Here is an 18,835-nt window from a genome sequence, read left to right as displayed (position 1 = left end):
TTTATTCCAAACGAGCAATCAGTACATTACCATTTTTTCTATCCACTCCTGCAACGCCTTTTACAAGCGTACCATTGTTTTTAGCGGTGAAAACTGCCTTATAGACAGGAGAGGCTGGATCCAACCTTGTAAGGACAGTGTCAACCCAATCATCAGACATCTGAACATAACCACCTGCAGCACTACCTGTCAACTGAATCGCTCCATTCTTAACCTGTTTAGACTCCACTAGGATGGTAACACTTCCGTCTTGACTCATAAAGACATGATCAAAACCATTATTACTACCATACTTCCCACCTTCAAGAACCTGCAATCCTTGACGATTAGCAATGGAGTTAATAAGTGCCTCAGTAATGCTCCCACTTGCACTTGCATCTGCACCTGAAATCACGTCATTAAGCATCTGCTTTTCAGAGCCTATCAGGTCTGTAAGAGAATATGAGTTTGAGTTTAACTTATTTATATTTATAAAGCCGCCATCACTCGTCGGAGTTTTTTCTAAATTTTGCAATGCAGCGACGCCAGAAACATGTGGCGTATTTACTGTCGCAGGCGGCATTTCAGGAGCATCCGGCACATCCAGATCACGCCCAGCACTCTCAAGCTTAGCCAGCTTCTTCTCCAACGAACTCGCCTTGTAGCTCGCCGCAGCAGTCTTGAGGGTACTGCTCGAAAGGTCGATACCCATCCTCGACAGCTCTGCCGCTGCTTTCGCAGTGTTCGTCTGACCTCCCGCCAAAGCGCCGACAACAATCGATATCGCTTGCCCCATCGTCGTGCCTAATTGCTCGGCGTTTTCATCACCCCCCTCCTGAAGCGCTGTATTGATCTTGGCCAATTGCAACGCCAGCGCATCAGATGCCGCGCCCAATAGCTGTCGTCCCGAAGCGGATTCGACAAAATCTTTCATTGCGGCGAAGCTTTCGATTGGGTGCGCCACAAGTTGTGCGGCACTGTCGAGTGAGGTCAATCCGGAGTCAGCCAGCCCGTCTTTGAGACCGATCAACATCCCTTTGCCGGAAATGAAGTCCTGTCTCGCCGATATGCCAGACCATTTGAAAATGACGCTCATTTGCTCTGCCAAGCTTGAGGCAGCCGCAAACTCTTTGTTCGCCTGAACGATTTGCTGCGTTGCCAGCCAGTTGTTGTCCACATTGGCAATAGCTGCGTTGCTGGCGGCGGAGGCGCTACCGGGGTCCGTGGCGGCAGCTATGCCTGTAACGAGGCTGGTGATTATGTTTCGCTTGGCTTCCCGCTCCTGGTCTGTTTCATCTGGTTTGGTGTCGTTGAAAAGCGCGGCCAGTGCGCTTGCAGCAGCGCCTCCCGTTGCACCAGCCGAACAGCTCTGACTACTGGCAGCCGCGCCTGCGCAACCTAGGATTGCGTGAAGCGCAGTATGAATCGGGTCACCCTCTTGAATATCGCCTGCGGCTACCAGCTTGCCGATGTACCCGGAGCCTTGCTGCTGGACATAATTGACCACCATGTTTTGAGCAAACTGGCTTGAAGCGCCTGTCACATTACCTGACACACCCGCAACCAGAGCTGTTGCAATCTGGCGATAGGTGCCGCCCGCTCCCCAGTCGTTCGCAATGTCACGGGCCTGCTGATTCAAGGCAAGATAGTTGTCCCTGTGTAACTGCTGCTGCTCTGGGGTCAACGCAGGATTGAAAGACTGAAGTCGCTCATTCTCTGCATTCGCTTTTGCCTGATCGACCTCTCTTGCACGCGACTCAAGGTAGACCCCTGCGTTTTGTACAAATTTGCCTACAATGTTGAAATTCGTTTGAATTTCATCCGCATCGAAAATTGGCTTGAGCCTGTTGCTGCCATCTCGGTCGCTAGCCACGTCCGTGTTGATGTCTGCGATGGCTTGCGCAGCTGTTTGCCCCGTCAGAGCTTGCTGTTTAGCGTCATCCTTAATAGTGACTTTTGCACCGCTGATCCCGCTGTAGGTGGTGCTACTTGCTTCACCGCTGGCATACAGGGCAATCGGTGTATTCGCGCTGAGCTTACCGTTATCGGCAACAGGAGTTCCTGGCGCTCCAGCTTTCTGATCCCCATTCGCATCCCTACCGACATGTTCACCACTACTGCCGCTCAGGCCAATACTCGTGGCCTCATATTCCGCTTTATTTTTCACGTTGACTGTCGTCAATGTTCCAGTCGAAAGCGTGTTCTTGCCGTCTTTTACGGCCTGATCTGTGCTGGCAATCACGCCACCCACAAGGCCAGTGTTACCTTTGACATCAATCTGAAAACCGCCGTCCCCGGCCTTGATGCCGGATTGCTCCACGACACTTGCATAGTCACTCTGCATTTTCTGTTGATTGAATGACGCCGAACCACTTACGCCATAACAGAATGGTGGAATGCAAATGCTGATCCCAACGCTTGAGTCCATCTGTTTGGCGGCGAATTTACTCGTGTCCTGCAGGCTCTCTATGATCAGATCGCCGCCAGCGTTTACCTGGACTTGATCGGCTTTAACAACTGCGCCCTTGAGAGACGTATCACCGCCACTTTCAACTGATGCTTTATTCCCCGCACTCACAACGGTATTTGTTTGGGTAACATCAGAGCCATCCGACTTGCCTTTACCCTTGTTGGCGGCAAGATCAAGCGTGAAACCGTTCTGCGTTCCGCCAACGCTGAAGCCGATCCCCACACTCCCACCGGCATTACCATTTGTGCTGTTTTGAAGAGATGTGTTCTGAGCTGAAAGGAGATTGACGTCGCCATCGGCTTTCAAATTAACGTCATGCCCCGCGTCGATTCGGCTGCCAACGATGTTGATGTTGCTGTCTTTACCTGCGCCGGTGGCCTGAATATCGACATTGCCGCCAGCAACCAGGCCACTCGATACAACGTTGGCTCCGGACTGACTACTTTCGCTATGGCTCTGGCTATTACTCAGGCTGACACTGACCTTGATACCCATTTCACCATTCATGAGTGCCTGGCCACTGTCATAAGCCTGATTAGCGCTCATCGCAGCGTTGGCTGCAGCCAATCCCTGCATGCGTGCGTCGTCAGTTTTTGCTCCAGCCTGCACCGCTTGTTGGGCACTACGTACTGCGTCAACCAACGGTACGTTGATACTTCCGCCAATCGCTGTTCTGCTCGAACCTGCAGTATGGTTAGCGCTTAGCACATCGAATCCAGCCTGAATATCGACGTCCTTCGCCTTAATCGAAATATCGCCCTTGGGCGCGATGACCTGACTGGCAACCTGATTGTAATTTTCACCGGCATTAATGTTGACATTGCCGCCCAACGAAGCGACTTGGCTACCGACTTGTCGAGTTACATCATTGTCGTTGCTTTCTTTAAGGCTCACTACGCCTAGCGCACTCTGCCACCATGAACCAATCTCTCCCGCTTTTTTTCCAGAAGAACTGCTGGTGGAGTTTGAGCTGTTCTGAGCGCTTACAATTTCAACATTGCGTCCTGCGTCGATTTTTGTATCGCCATCGGTAACCAGCGTGCTTCCACGTATTGCAGTATCACGTCCACTTATTACGTCCAGCGTATCGGCACTAATGCTACTGCCAACGCTTTCACTTGAATTTTCCTGGCCTGCTTTTCCTTTTTGTGCCAACGAAGGGGCACCAGCAAAGTTTATAGAAAACTTGCTCGAAGAACTTGATTGACTGGCCGATTGCTGTCGCTCGGCAGTGCCAATGACGACGTCACGTCCTGCATCCAGTTTTGCATGCTCTTGCGCGTAGATAACTGCTGCGTTCAACTTGATGTCGTTGTCAGCCTGCAAGCTGATGCTCTCGCCTCGAAACTCTGTACTCGTGACCATTGTCTGACTGGACGAGCTAGCATTACTTTTGCTGGAGAAAATCCCTTTTTTTGACGAAGCGCTGGATTGACTTTCAGAGCTCTCAGCAACGCCAAGGTTGATATCTCGGCCAGCACTGGCGTTTAGAGCGCCGGCACTCTCCAATTTGGCTCCTTGGGAATTGATGTCATTACCGGCTGAAACAACGAGTTTTTTTCCAGATTCGATTACTGAGCTGACAGCGATATCGCTTTCGCTCTCTGTCATTCCGGAAGTCTTCTTACCCAATGAACCTTTCTTGGTTTTTGAATAATATGAGTAATCGCTGTCCTGTGCGGCGAGTAAATTGACGTCATTGCCTGCATATAAATATGCTTGATCTGTTGCACTCACTCGGCTGGCAATCATGCTCAGATCCTTGCCAGCACTCAACGCAATACTTCCTCCAGCATTAAGATTAGTCACGACTTGTGTCACATGATCTTCCTGCTCGGTCACCTTCTTACTCTTGCCGTACGAATGCTGTTCATCAGCCGCCGAGGACAGGGTCAGGTTTTCCGTTGCGGCCATCGCGATGTCGCGCTTGGCGTCGATGCTGCTGGCGATCACGTTGATGTCGCGGCCGGCCTGGGCCGTCAGGTCGCGTCCGGCGCTGACCGTGGAGCCCAGTTGCGTGATGCTGGAATTACTGGAGTTCGCGCCGCGTGTCTGGCCGTTCTCGGTCTGGGCCGAATCGATAGCGACGTCACGGCCCGCAGAGATGCTCAAATCACGACCAGCCTGCAACACGCTGCCGGTGTTTTTCACGTCACGACCCGCTTGCAGGGACATGTCGTTGGCCGCTTCGATACGTGCCGAGCTGTCGGCGAAGTCCTTACGCCAGGTCGCATCATCCGCAGCGCTCTGATGGCTGGTCACGGTACGTTCGTTGATGACATCGCCGCGCAGGGCGGTCAGTGTCACATCACGTCCGGCGATAATGCCCCCGGACTTGTTGATCAGGTCGTTACCTGCCAGCAAGTCCAGACGGTTGCCAGCTTCTATCAGGCCGCTGTTGACCAGGTCATTTCCAGCGGCCGCCGACAGGTTGTTGGCCGCACGCAAGGTGCCGACGTTGTCGAGGTTTTGCCCGGCAATCAGCGAGACGTCGTTACCGGCAATCAATGCCCCGGTCGGGCCAAGGCGATTATCGGCCTGAGCCAGATACAGCACTGGCACCAGCACTTTTTCGCCATTCACTTCGTGCTCTTCGAGCCAGACGATGTCGTGGGTCAGCGCTGCAACTTGCTGTGAACTAAGCGATACGCCGACCGCTAGGTTCAACTGCTGTTTGCTGGCGATGGCATTGTTCATCAGGTACTTGAACTGGGCCTCGTTCGAGGTCTGGCCGTCGATGAACGCCTGGCCGGTTCTGGCCACAACGGCTTGCTGAACGAGGCGCTGCTCATACAAGCCATCGCCCAAGCGCTTGGCGCTGGCTTCCGGGTCGTAGCCCAAGCCTGCGAGCAGGTAATCCGAACTCATGAATTGCTTGAGTTCGGTGAGGACCGGGTTGGTTTCGATCAGGTATTTCTGCGGTTTGGAAACGGACGAGCTACTTGGCAAACCTTCTACTCTGGTCACCGTTTGCGCTGCGGCAGAAACGACCGGCGTAATCGCGCTGGCTTGCGCCACGGTGGCGGGCTGAGTACTGGTGGTCGGGGTGCTGACAGGGTTTGGAGCGGCAATAGTCAAAGCGCCGCCCTGAGTAGCAACAGGGTTACGAACAGGGGCGACGACCGGAACGCCCTGGGCATTTACAACCACTTGGGTAACGGCAGCAGTCGCGCCTGACCGGGCACCTGTCGTAGCCTGATTGACCGCGCTGAGCAAGTTACCCTGCGTGCCATTTACAACCTGCCCCGCCTGATTGACCTGGATGCCCTGCACCATTCCGGCGTTCTGAGCGGCCGAGTTACCGGAAGAAATCGCACTGATAGTCGGAAGACCCGACGTCGAGCCTGCGTTCTGGACAGGCAGCAACGCGCCACTGCCCTGGTTGCCCGTCGCAACGCCGGTCACGCCGTCGACGCTGGTGACACCTGCGGAATCAGAGGTATGCCCAGGGAGTACAAGCCCGCCGACAGGTGCGGCACCTGGGGCGCTGGTGTCGAAAGCAGATGCATTGGCGCTCACGCCTGCGCTTTGCCGTGTAACCGAAGCAAGCTGGCGAGTGGCGCTGGCTATCTGGCCTACCGAGCCGATCTGGATGGTGCTTGCCTGGGCATCAGAAACGGTTTGCTGGCGTTGCGCGACGGAGACCGCTGCGCTGCCCATCGTCCAGCTTTGCGGCAGGCCTACAGGTTGAGCGACAGTGGCTGCGGTGCCGGTCTGGCCGCTCAGGCGGAACAGACCGTTCTGGCCGGTGGGCAGGCTAAAGCCTGGCAGACTTAACGGGTTGACTTGTTGCTGGGCCAGGTCTGGCGGCAGTTGCTGATTGACAGTAATGCGTGTGGAGAATTGACTGCCCGGAGCATTGGTATCAGTGCGCGAACCGCCGCTCACGTAGCTGTAGCCAGCGCGTACGACGTTGTTGCCGATGTTTTTACTGGCGTTGACGTTGACCGCACCGCCGGCCTGAATAATGGCGGCATAGCTCTGATCGCCGTTCGATAACTGAGTAACCTTGCGGAACTCGGGCATCTCGGTTTCAGTGGTGGCGATAAAGTCGGCCATTGCCGGTTCCAGGCCGCTGAGGTTGTTGGCGTTATAACCGCTGCTGGTAAGCCAGTACTTTTCAGTAAAGTCGCTGGCGGCATTGGTCCAGGAACCGGCGTTGGTGGTGCGAGCACTGCGGTAAACACGCACTGTTTCGGTATCGCTGGCTTCTATGCCGGTGTTGGTCAGGTTGTTCAGCGTAGCGGTGAAGTTGCCGCTAGTGACGATGGTGCTGCTCTGGTTGTACAGATCACCGCCGTTGATGTTCAGATTACCGCCAGCGGTGATGCCGGACGCAGCACTGGCTGCGGTTACTTCCAGCTTTTCACGCTGGGTGATTTCCCAGGTATGAGTTGCCTTGCCGCCGCCGCAGTCATTGTTATAAAACTCCCGGTTACATGCCCCCTCATCAATCCTGGCGGTGTAGATACCGCCATTGCTGGTGGTCAACAACGCACGGATATTTTGTATCGTGCTCGCCGCCAGACTCATGCTGCCGTCGCTTTGCATCGACGCCGAACTGTTGACGATGCTGTCGGCAAGGGCGCCTTGCCCGTTACGGTCAATCGTGAGATTACCCAGGCTGTAGATGTTGGCGTAGCTGTTGTTCAGCGAACTGACCCGCAGGCTCATGTTGTTGCCACTGAAGATCAGCCCGCGGTCATTGACCAGCGAGCCGGTGGTCACGGTCAGTGCTTGACCACTGCCCAGCGTGCCCTGGTTGTTGATGCTCCCTGCATTGACGGTCAGGTTACTCGCCGATGTCAGGCGGCCGACATTGCTTAATTGCCCCCCAACCGAAACCGTGGTGTCACCGCCGCCAGCGATGGTCGAAGCGGCGTTGAGGTTCACTTGCGCGGCACTCAGTCCGAGCGTCCCGAGGCTGCTGAGACGGCCATTGCCGCCGTATGTACCGCCGATATTGAGGCTTAGCGAGCCGTCACTGGCAATCAGTCCGTCATTGTTCCAGTTGCCGCCGCTACCGACGAAGCTGGTGGAAGCCAGAAGTTGGCCGCTGGCGGTCTGGCTGAAGTTATTGACGTTGACGTTCAGACGCCCGGCCTGAATAACGTTGCTGTTGGTCCAGCTATCGGCACTCAGTGTCAAACCACCACGGGTAACGACGCTGCCGCCAGCATTGGTGACGTTGGCCGTAGAAATATCAAACGTGCCATTACCCGTATGCAGCAGCGAACCGCCACCATTGAGGAAGTTGCCAGCGTTGAGAGTCAGGTCGCTGTTGGCGCTTTCCAGGGTGCCGTTGCGGTTGTCGAACAGGTTGCCGATCTGGAAGTTTGTGGCGCCGCCACCGCCCAGCGCACGCAGTTGTCCGGTCTGGTTGTCCAGACTGGCAGCGGTCACGGCCAGAGTGCTGTCACTTTCGATGATGCCGAAGCGGTTGTTCAGTGCGCCGCTCAGGTTCAGCTCGACCTGGCCGCCAGCGATCTGGCCGTCGTTGTCGCCGCTGTTGTCGAAGTTGCCACCGTTGACCCGCACCAGGCCTTTGGCGTACAGGCCGCCGTTGCGGTTGTCGAAGCCGGGGGTAGTGATCAGCGCTTCGCCGCTGCGTGCGGAGACTCGCCCGCCGTAGTTGTCGAAGCCGCCCAGCGCGGTCAGGTTGAGGCGTTGCGCCTGGATGACACCGCCATGGCGATTGGCGTCATAGCCATTTTTCAGCACGCCGCTCACGTTCGCGGTGAACAGACCTTGCAGGCTGGACAGCACTCCGCCCTGACTGTAGAGGTTGGCACCGGTCAGGTTCAGGTCGCCGCCCTGGGCGATGATCCGGCCGTTCTGGTTGTCGACGGTATCAGCGACATCGACAACCAGTGCGCCGACGCTCTGGACCGCGCCACGAACGTTGGAGAGGCTCGCTGCATTCAAATGCGCATCGGCGTTCTGGCTATAGATCAAGCCATCAGCATCGTTGAGGACACTGCCACCCGCGACGACTTTTAGTGTGTTGTTGGCAGCAACAGTGCCGCGGTTACGGTTGTCCAGTTGCCCGGACGTATTGAGGGTCATCAGGCTTTGGCTGATCAGTTGCCCGGCCTGGTTGTTGATCGCCGCGCTGCGCCGCAACAGCAAGTTACCGCCGCTGGCCAGTTTGCCGCTGGTGTTGGTCAGGCTGCCCAGCAGGTCGAGTGTCATATCGGCCTTGCTGCTCAGGTTACCGGCGCTGTTGTCGAGGCTGCTGCCTTCGAAGCTGAAACCCTGCTGCGCCGTCAGGTTACCGGCCGCGTTGTTCAGGGCATTGCCTTTGATGGTCAGCCCTGCACCACTGTCGATCAGGCCGTTCTGGCTGTTGTTCAGCAGGCCCGCGACGGTCAGGGTCTGGCCGGTTCCGCTGGAGAGGATGCCGCCGCTGTTGTCGAGGCTGTCAGCGGTTACGCTCAGTGTGTTCTGGCTGACCAACGCACCGTTGCCGCCGTTGAGCAATTCACCGGTCAGGGTTGTAACGAGGTTGCCGTTGCGGCTGGACAAGGTGCCATTGGTACGGTTATCGAGTCGATTGCCGGAAACGTTCAGGCCCTGCCAGCCGGAGATCAGGCCGTTCTGGTTGAGCAGGTTGGTCGCGTTGACTGTCAGCACGTTGCTGCTGATAAGCTTGCCGCTACTGTTATTGAGGGTGCGGCCATCGAACCTGAAACTCTGTGCGCTGGAGACCTCGCCAGACTGGTTATTCAGGTCGCGAATGCGGTTAAGGGTCAAAGTCCCATCAGCGGTAATCAGGCCGCCGAGGTTGTTGAGGTCGTTGCCTTGCATGTCGATGGACAACCCGGCGTCGCCCATCACGCGTCCGCCATTGAGCGACAGTGCATTGAGGACCAGAGTCATGTCACGCGTGGCCGACACTTCGCCGCTGTTGCCGGCATCCAGGCTGCCCGCCGTCAGGTTCAGGGTGCCGGTACTGTTGATCAGGCCTTTGGCGGTGTTGTTGATCGATGTGGCGTTGAGGATCAGGCTGGTGCCGCCCAGCACCTGGCCATTCTGGTTATCGAGGCTGGCCGCGCCCACCTTGAGCGCCTGAGCAGCGTTGATCAGGCCTTTGTCGCGGTTGGTGAGCAGACCGGTAACCGTCAGGTCCAGGTTGTTGCGGCTGGTCAGTGTACCGCCCGTATTATCGAGCGTATTGGCGGTGGCATCGATACCGGCTGCGGCGATCATGCCTTTGACGTTAGTCAGCGCACGGGCGATGCGCAGGGTCAGCAATTGGTTGCTGAGTAGTTTGCCGCCGCTGTTATCCAGTTGTTGAGCGTTGAGGGTAAATGCCTGAGCGCTGGAGATTTCACCGTTCTGGTTCAGAACCTCGTTGACGTTTTTCAGCAGCAGTGCGCCCGGCGCGTTGATCAAACCGCCCTGGTTGTCGAGCTGGCCGTTGTTCAGGTCCAGGCTCAAGGAGGTGTTGCTGAACAGGCTACCGCCCTGCTGACTCAGGCGGCTGACACTCGCGGTCAGTGCCTGGCTGCTGCCGATGCTGCCGCCATCGCTGTTGGTCAGTCGTGCGGTCGTCAGGTCCAGGCGATTGCTACTGCTGACGCGACCGTTATGGCTGTTGTCGAAATTCCCGGTCTTCAGGGTCAGCAGGCCTTTGCCGCTGATGTTGCCTTTCTGGCTGTTATCAAGACTGGCACTTTTCAGGTCCAGTGCGCCGTCGGTCAAAAGCTTGCCGCCCTGGTTGCTGATTGCCCCGGTGCTGTCGAGGGTCAGTTTTCCAGCGCTGGAAATGCTGCCTGCGGTATTGGTCAGACTGCTGGTCTTTACCGTCAGGACATCTTCGTTGCTGATCAGGCCTTGAGTGTTATCGAGTGCTGCAGACAGGTCGATACCCAAGGCTTTGAGGGCACTGAGCGCACCACCGGTGTTGTCCAGGGTGCTACCGACCAGCGTCAAGCCGCCTTGGCTGGAGAGCAGACCGTTCGTTCGGTTGGTGATCTGCGCAACGTTCAGATTCAAGGCTTTCTGCGCCAGCACCTGACCGCTGTCGCTGTTGTTCAGTTGCTGGCCGGTCAGGGTTATCTCATCCTGACTGGACAGTTCACCGCCACGGTTATCGATGCTGGTGAAATTGATACCGAGGGCTTGGGTTGCGCCGATGAAACCGTTCTGACGGTTGTCCAGCGCGTCGCCACGCAAGGTCAATGTGCCTTGGGCAAGCATCTGGCCGTTCTGCTGTAGAAGGCTGCCGATCCGTGCGTTGAGGTTCTGTTTGCCGGCGATCTGGCCGAGGCGGTTGTCCACGGTCGCGGCGTTCAGCGTCATGTCAGCGTCGCCGACCAGCGTGCCCTTGACGTTGGTCAGGGCGGTATTGACCATCAAGTCCAGAGCTGCGCGGCTGCTTATCAAGCCTTCGGTGTTGTCCAGGCTGTCGCTGCGAGTATTAAGGGCCGCAGCGGAAATCGTACCTTTGACGTTGCTCAGCGCCTTGTTGACGATCAGCGTCAGGGCCTGACTGCTGAGCAGTTTGCCGCCACTGTTATCGAGGCTGTCGACGTTCAGGGTGAAGGCCTGTGTACTGGAAATTTCGCCGTTCTGGTTGGCCACGCCGTTGAGATTCTTCAGCAGCAACATGCCCGGGGCGTTGATCAGACCGCCCTGATTGTTCAACTGGCCGTTGTTCAGGTCGAGGCTCAGCGAGGTGTTGCTGAACAGCTCACCACCCTGCTGGTCGAGGCTGGTCACGCTGGCCGTCAACGCCAGCGCACTGGCAATACGTCCGGCGCTCTGGTTGATGACCTTGCCTGCCGTCAATCGCAGGGTATCGCTGCTGGTCAGGCGACCGCCCTGGCTGTTGTCGAACGTGCCGGTGGTGACCTGCGTGGCGCCCTTGCCAGCCAGTTTGCCCGCCTGACTGTTGTCCAGGCTGGCGCTGGTCAGTGTCAGCGTGGCGTCGGTAGTAACGGAGCCCGCCTGGTTCTCCAGAGCGCCGGTGGTGGTGACGCTCAAGGCATCGGCACTGGACAGGCTGCCTGCTGCGTTTTGCAGCGAGGCGGCATTGATCGTCAACGCCGCTTCACTGCTGAGCAGACCAGCGCTGTTGTCCAGCGCACCGGACACATCAATGTTCATGTCCTTCTGGCTGGCCAGCGTACCGCTTGCGTTATCCAGCCGCGCACCGTCGAGACGCAGGGTGTTACCGAACAATAGGCCTTTGTTGAGGTTGATCACACGCGCCACTTTCAGCCCCAGCGCCGTACCGGCGAGGACCTTGCCGCCGTCACTGTTGTCGAGCGTCTGACCAATGATGTCCACACCGATCTGGCTGGACAGTTCACCGGCCTTGTTGTCGATGTCGGCAACATCGATTTTCAGCGCTTTTGTAGAGCCCACCAGGCCGCCCGACCGGTTGTCGAGGGTTTTGCCGGTCAGGGTCAGATTGCCCTGCGCAACCAGCTCGCCGCCCTGCTGGGTCAGACTGCCGATATTGGCGACCATATCTGCCTGACTGGCGATACGACCGTTGCCGTTGACAACGCTGTCGACCTGCAACTGCATCAGGCCAGCGGCGTTGAGCAGACCGTTCTGGTTGTCCAGACGCGTGCCGACCAGTTCAAGACCGGCATTGCTGTTGATCAGGCCTTTTTGCGTGGAGCTCAGGCCGGTCTGGCTATTGTCGAGGGCATCGACGAACAGCTGCAGGCCTTTCTCGGCACGAATCGAACCGCCACGGTTGTCGACGCTGTCGCTATGCACGATCAACAGGTTCTGCGCGGCAATACGGCCGCCACGGTTATCCAGCGTCTTGCTCGACAGGTCCATCAAGCCTTTGGCTTGCAGGCTGCCACCCGCGCGATTGTCCAGTGCGCCGCTCAGTTTCAGAGTCAGTTGGCCATCTGTGACCAGTGCACCGGACTGGCGGTTGTCCAGACTCGCAGCACCGATGTCGATACCCTGCCCTGCGCCCAGCGTTCCGGCCTGATTATCGATGGTTTCAGTGATCACCAGTTTCAGGAACCGGTCAGCCATGACCTGGCCAGCGGCGTTATCGAGGCTCAGCGCATTCAGCGTCGTGTTACCGGCGCTGGTCAGCTCGCCGCTGCGGCTCGACAGCTGGCCAGTGACGTTTACCAACAGGTCGGCATCGCTGCTCAGGCTGCCGCTGTTGTTATTCAGCTCATTGGCCGCCAGATCGATACCGTTGCCAGACACCAGACCGCGCAGGTTGGTCAGCAACTGGTCGACACGCACGATCAGCGCTTTGTCGCTGAGCACCGAGCCAGCGGTGTTGTCCAGCGACGTCGCGGCCAGGGTGAAGCCGTTGGCGCTGGAAATTTCACCGCTGCGGTTGCTGACTGCATTGAGATTTTTCAGCAGCAACTGGCCCGGCGCGGTAATCAGACCGCCGTCGTTGTTCAGCACGCCTTTGCTTAAATCGAGACTGACGTCACTGTTGCTGTACAGACGGCCATCGTTAGTCTGATTCAGACCGGTGACCACGGCCGTCAGGGCCATGGCGCTGGCGATACGACCGGCGTCACTGTTATTGACCAACCCGGCATCGAGCTGAAGGGTTCCGGTACTGGTCAGGCGGCCGCCTTGCTGGTTGTCAAAAGCACCGGTGACGAGCTTCACGCCCTTGCCGGCGATACGACCGTTCTGGCTGTTGTCCAGGCTGGCGCTGGTCAGCGTCAGGGTTGCATCACTTAGAATCTGCCCGCCACGGTTCACCACGGCACCATCGACCGTCAGGGACGAGTTGCCGGAACTGGTGATACTACCGGCAGTATTGCCCAGAGAAGCGGCGCTCAACACCAGCGTGCCATCGCTGCGCAATGTCCCTTGATCGTTGCTGAGGACGCCCGTGTCTTTCAGACCCAGACTGTTTTTGGCGTAGACGCTGCCACCGCCCGTGTTGATCAGTTGCCCGACGTTCAACTGCACACTCTGCTGGCCGGAAACGGCACCTGCGCTCTGGTTGTTCAGGCTGTCGGCGTTGAGCAGCAACGCACCATTGGCCAGTAAACGGCCCTTGCCACTGTTATCGAACTGGCCAACGGTTGCGGTCAGCTCTCCAAGGCTGGAGAGCTCCGCGTTGCGGTTGTCCAGCGTCGCGGCACTCAGCTCGACACCGGTGGCGGAAATCAGGCCACGCAGGTTGGTCAGCAACTGGGCGACACGCACGATCAAGGCTTTGTCGCTGATCACCGAACCTTCGGTGTTATCCAGCGAAGTGGCCACCAGCGAGAAACCGTTGGCACTGGAAATTTCGCCGTTCCGGTTGTTGACCGCCGTGAGATTTTTCAGCAGCAACTGCCCCGGCGCACTGATCAAACCGCCCTGGTTGGTCAGCACGCCATTACTCAGGTCCAGGCTGACGTCGCTGTTGCTGTACAGTCGGCCATCGTTGGTCTGGTTCAGGCCGGTGACCACTGCGGTCAGGGCCATGGCGCTGGCGATGCGGCCGGCGTCGCTGTTGTTGACCAGCCCGGCATTCAGTTGAAGTGCGCCGGTACTGGTCAGGCGGCCATCCTGATGGTTGTCGAAGGTGCCAGTGGTAAGCACCACGCCATTGCCCGCAATGCGACCACTCTGGCTGTTATCCAGGCTGCCGCTGGAAAGCGTCAGACCTGCATCACTGATGATCTGCCCGCCCTGGTTGACGACGGCAGCATCGACTTTCAATGTGGCAGCACCGGCGCTGGTGACTCGACCGCCGGTGTTGGCCAGAGAAGCTGCTTTCAGGTCCAGCGTGCCGTCACTGCGCAGTACGCCCTGATCGTTATTCAATGCACCGGTGAGCGTCAGACCGAGCGTGTTTTTTGCATAAACGCTGCCGCCGGAGTTGGTCAGTTGCCCCAGATTCAACTGGACGCCCTGCTGTCCGGAAACCACGCCGTTCTGGTTATTCAGGTTATCGGCTGTCAGCAGCATTGTGCCGTTGGCGAGCAGACGCCCTTTCGCGCTGTTGTCGAACTGGCCGATGTTGGCAGTCAGGGTGCTCAGACTAGAAATTTCCGCGCTGCGGTTGTCCAGCGTTGCAGCACTCAGATTGAGGCCATTGGCGGAAATCTTGCCGCGCAGGTTGGTCAGCAACTGATCGACACGCACGATCAGCGCTTTGTCGCTGAGCAGCGAACCCTCGGTGTTGTCCAACGAAGTGGCCGCCAGCGTGAAACCGTTGGCACTGGAGATTTCACCGCCTTGGTTGTTGACCACGTTCAGGTTTTTCAGCAGCAACTGGCCAGGCGCATTGATCAGGCCACCTTGGTTGGTCAACAGGCCATTGCTCAGGTCCAGGCTGACATCGCTGTTGCTGTACAGCCGGCCGTCGTTGGTCTGATCAAGGCCGGTGACCACGGCAGTCAGGGCCATGGCGCTGGCGATGCGCCCGGCGTCGCTGTTGTTGACCAGCCCGGCATTCAACTGAAGTGCACCGGTACTGGTCAGGCGGCCGTCCTGATGGTTGTCGAAGGCTCCGGTACTGAGAACCAGACCTTTACCGGCAATGCGCCCGCTCTGGCTGTTATCGAGGCTGGCGCTGGTGAGTGTCAGTTGCGCGTCGCTGAGTATCTGCCCGCCCCGGTTGACAACGCCGTCATTGATAATGATCGACGCAACACCGGCGCTGCTGACGCTGCCCGCGCTGCTGGCCAGCGAGGCTGCACTCCCGGTCAGTGAACCGTCGCTGCGCAGCACACCCTGATCATTCTTCAGTGCCCCGCTGACGGTCAGGCCAAGACTGCTTTTGGCAAAAACGCTGCCCCCACCGGTATTGTTCAGTTGGCCCAGGTTCAGTTGCACGCCCTGCTGCCCGGAAACGATCCCGTTCAGGTTATTCAAGCCGCCCGCGGTCAATAGCAGCGCGCCATTGGCCAGCAGGCGACCTTTTTCGCGATTATCGAACTGGCCTATGGTTGCCGTCAGGCTGCCCAGACTGGACAGTTCGGCGTTGCGGTTATCCAACGCTGCGGCGCTCAGGGTGACGCCGTTGGCGGAGATCTGCCCGCGCAGGTTGGTCAGCAGCTGAGCGATACGCACGATCAACGCTTTGTCGCTGACCAGCGAGCCGTCAGTGTTGTCCAACGAAGTCGCTGCCAGCGTGAAATCGTTGGCGCTGGAGATCTTGCCGCTCTGGTTATTGACGACATTCAGATTTCTCAGCAGCAGCTGACCAGGAGCGGTTATTTGCCCGCTCTGGTTGTTCAGCAGGCCGTTGCTCATGTCCAGGCTGACATCGCTGTTGCTGTACAAGCGCCCGTCATTGGTCTGATTGAGGCCCGTAACCACGGCAGTCAGAGCCATGGCGCTGGCAATACGACCGGCGTCACTGTTGTCGACCAGCCCGGCATTCAGCTGGAGTGCGCCGGTACTGGTCAGGCGGCCGTCCTGATGGTTGTCGAAGACTCCAGTACCGAGCACCAGACCTTTACCGGAAATACGACCGCTCCGGCTGTTATCAAGGCTGCCACTGGTGAGTGTCAGTTGTGCATCGCTGACTATCTGTCCACCCTGATTGACCATCGTGCCATTGAAATTGAGCACACCTGTGCCGGCACTGGTCACACTGCCGTTGGTGTTGGCCAGACCGGCTGCCTTGAGGTCCATTGCGCCATCACTGCGCAATACGCCCTGATCGTTTTGCAACACACCGCCCAGCGTCAGGTTCAGCGCATCCTTAGCGTAAACGCTGCCCCCAGCGGTATTGTTCAATTGCCCCAGGTTCAGTTGCACGCCCTGCTGACCGGAAACGATCCCGTTCAGGTTGTTCAAGCCGTCCGCAGTCAACAGCAGCGCGCCACTGGCCAGCAGGCGGCCTTTTTCACGGTTATCGAACTGGCCAACGTTGGCCGTCAGACTGCCAAGGCTGGATATTTCGCCATTGCGGTTGTTCAGTGAGCCCGCTGTCAGATCAAGACCGGTCGCAGAAACCAGACCGCGAAGGTTGGTCAGCAACTGATCGATGCGCACAACGAGCGCTTTATCGCTGAGTATCGAACCGTCGGTGTTGTCCAGCGAAGTGGCTGCCAGCGTGAAGCTGTTGGCGCTGGAGATCTTGCCGCTCTGGTTATTGACCACTGTGAGGTTTTTCAGCAGCAACTGACCAGGTGCAGTGATCTGGCCGCCCTGGTTGGTCAACAGGCCATTGCTCAGGTCCAGGCTGACATCGCTGTTGCTGTACAAGCGCCCGTCATTGGTCTGATTGAGGCCCGTAACCAAGGCAGTCAGCGCCATAGCGCTGGCGATGCGACCGGCGTCGCTGTTGTTGACCAGCCCGGCGTTCAGTTGAAGCGCGCCGGTACTGGTCAGGCGGCCGTCCTGATGGTTGTCGAAAGCGCCAGTGGTAAGCACCACGCTATTGCCGGCAATGCGACCACTCTGGCTGTTATCCAAACTGCCGCTGGAAAGCGTCAGACCCGCATCGCTCAGAATCTGTCCGCCACGGTTGGCGACTGCGCCCGTTGTGCTGACGGTTGCCGTGCCGGCACTGGTCAAGCTGCCGCTATTGTTACTCAGAGAGGCCGCGCGCACGGCCAGTGTGCCGTCGCTGCGCAGCACGCCCTGATCGTTGCCCAAAGCGCCGTTGACGGCCACATTCAGGTTGCTTTTGCCGTAGACACTGCCGTTGCCGGTGTTGGTCAGTTGCCCCAGATTCAGCTGTACGCCTTGCTGTCCGGCGACCGAGCCGTTCTGGTTGTTCAGGTGGTCAGAGGTCAGTTGCAGCGCGCCGTTGGCCAGCAGACGGCCTTTTTCGCGGTTGTCGAACTGGCTGACGGTCGAGGTCAGACTGCCGAGACTGGAGATTTCCGCGCTGCGGTTGTCTACGCTTGCCGCGTTGAGCAGCAGATCGCCATTGGCGCTGATAAGCCCCAATTGGTTGAGCAACGGCCCGGAAATACGGGCGGACAAAGCGCTGCTGCTGAACAGCTTGCCTTGCTGGCTGTTGTCCAGCGAACTCGCAGTGATCGTCATAGTGCCATTGCTGCTGATCAGCCCGCTCTGGCTGTTGAGTACCTGAGAAGCGTTGATGTCGACAGTGCCGCCCTGGCTCAAAATTCGGCCTGACTGACGATTGTCGATGGCAGTAGCTACGATGCGTGTGCTCGACTGACCGTTCAGTGTGGCCCCCTGATTGTTCAGGGTCTGGCTGATGCTGGCTTGCAGGGCGCGGCTGGCGGTGATGCTGCCGCTGTTGTTCAGCCCGTTGGCAGACAGCGTCACATCGCCCGATGTGTTGCGGCTGTTGTCTGCATTGACTCCCGCCTCGATCACCGCGGTGTTATTGATCTGACCGCCTGCGGAAAGTGTCAGTGCATCGCGTGCGGCGACGTTCTGCCGGGTGATGAGATCACCTGCCGTGGTCATGCCCAGTGACGACCCAGCATAAACCGGCCCGTTGACCTCGGCACTGTTGGCCTTGACCGCCACAGCACCGCTGGCAGCGGTCTGCATCATGCTCAAGTGGCCGTTGGCATCAAGCTGGATATCTCCGCCACTGGCCGCCAGATCGCCAGCCAGCCTGACGCCGACACCCGCCTCGGTGCCCACCAGACGGATAGCACCGGCATACATGCCGCCCAGCGCCGAGCTGTCGACGGCCAGTTCCGGTTTGGCGCTGCCGTCGTCAGGCAAGGCGGTGGGGTTCAGCGTCTGTGCGTCGACATCGTTGCGACCGGCAATGATGTTGAGGCGCTTGGCGTGTATCTCGGCATTGATCTTCGCGCTACGGGTGATGATGTCGAACTGGTCGACGTTGTCTGCGTTCAGCCCCACACCGTCGATGGATATGCTGCCGCCCTGCACATTGAAACGCTGCAACTGCCCGTTGGCATCCAGCACCGGTTTGCCGGTGGTCAGCGTGACCTGCGGGGTATTGATGAAACCGCAGCCGTTGCAACTGATGCCGTAGGGGTTGGCGACGATGACACGTGCCGCCTGCCCGGCCACTTCCGTATAGCCTCTAAGCTGACTGGCGTTGGCGCCCACCACTTCGTTGAGAATGGTGGTGGCCGCCGTGCCGCGCAGGTTGGAGTTGCCGACGATGATGCCGCCCAGTTGAGTGCTCTGGGTCTGGTTGGTGGAGTTGTTGAGGATGACGCCCTGGCTGTCGACGTTGAACTGCTGATACTGGTTGTGTGACAGGCCGTTGGCATTAGGCGTGGCAATATTGACGATAGGCACGCCATTGCCGGCCTGATTCAGGCTGGTATTCGTGCCGCTGACCACGATGCCTTCGGCTTGAACCAGCATCGGCTGCCAGAACATCGCATTGGCGAGAATCAGCGCGAGGCCGCGCTTGGGCATTCCCCAGAAAGACCGGCGCTCGACCAGCACAGCAGAAGGCTGACGAGCAAGCAGAGCCAGTTGGTGAACGTCCATGTAAATGACCTCGGAACAGGTAGGTTG

At 58.2% G+C, this 18,835-nt stretch carries 1 protein-coding gene; it reads right to left on the bottom strand.

The annotated features are described in order from the left end of the window. Position 1: 1 nt before the first annotated feature. Positions 2 to 18,808: a hemagglutinin repeat-containing protein gene (locus AO388_RS24115; RefSeq protein ID WP_236713948.1), complete on the bottom strand. Its 18,807-nt coding sequence runs from the start codon at positions 18,806 to 18,808 to the stop codon at positions 2 to 4. Between the last annotated feature and the right edge of the window lie 27 nt (positions 18,809 to 18,835).

It is taken from the genome of Pseudomonas sp. ICMP 10191, from assembly GCF_001467335.1.
GTDB classification, from domain to species: Bacteria; Pseudomonadota; Gammaproteobacteria; order Pseudomonadales; family Pseudomonadaceae; genus Aquipseudomonas; species Aquipseudomonas cerasi.
Note: the sequence above shows the minus strand (reverse complement) of the source record. Positions and strands in the feature narration are given on the sequence as shown.

Excerpts from the sequence above, each read along its gene's own strand:
- AO388_RS24115 (WP_236713948.1), bottom strand. The coding sequence starts at position 18,808 with ATGGACGTTCACCAACTGGCTCTGCTTGCTCGTCAGCCTTCTGCTGTG.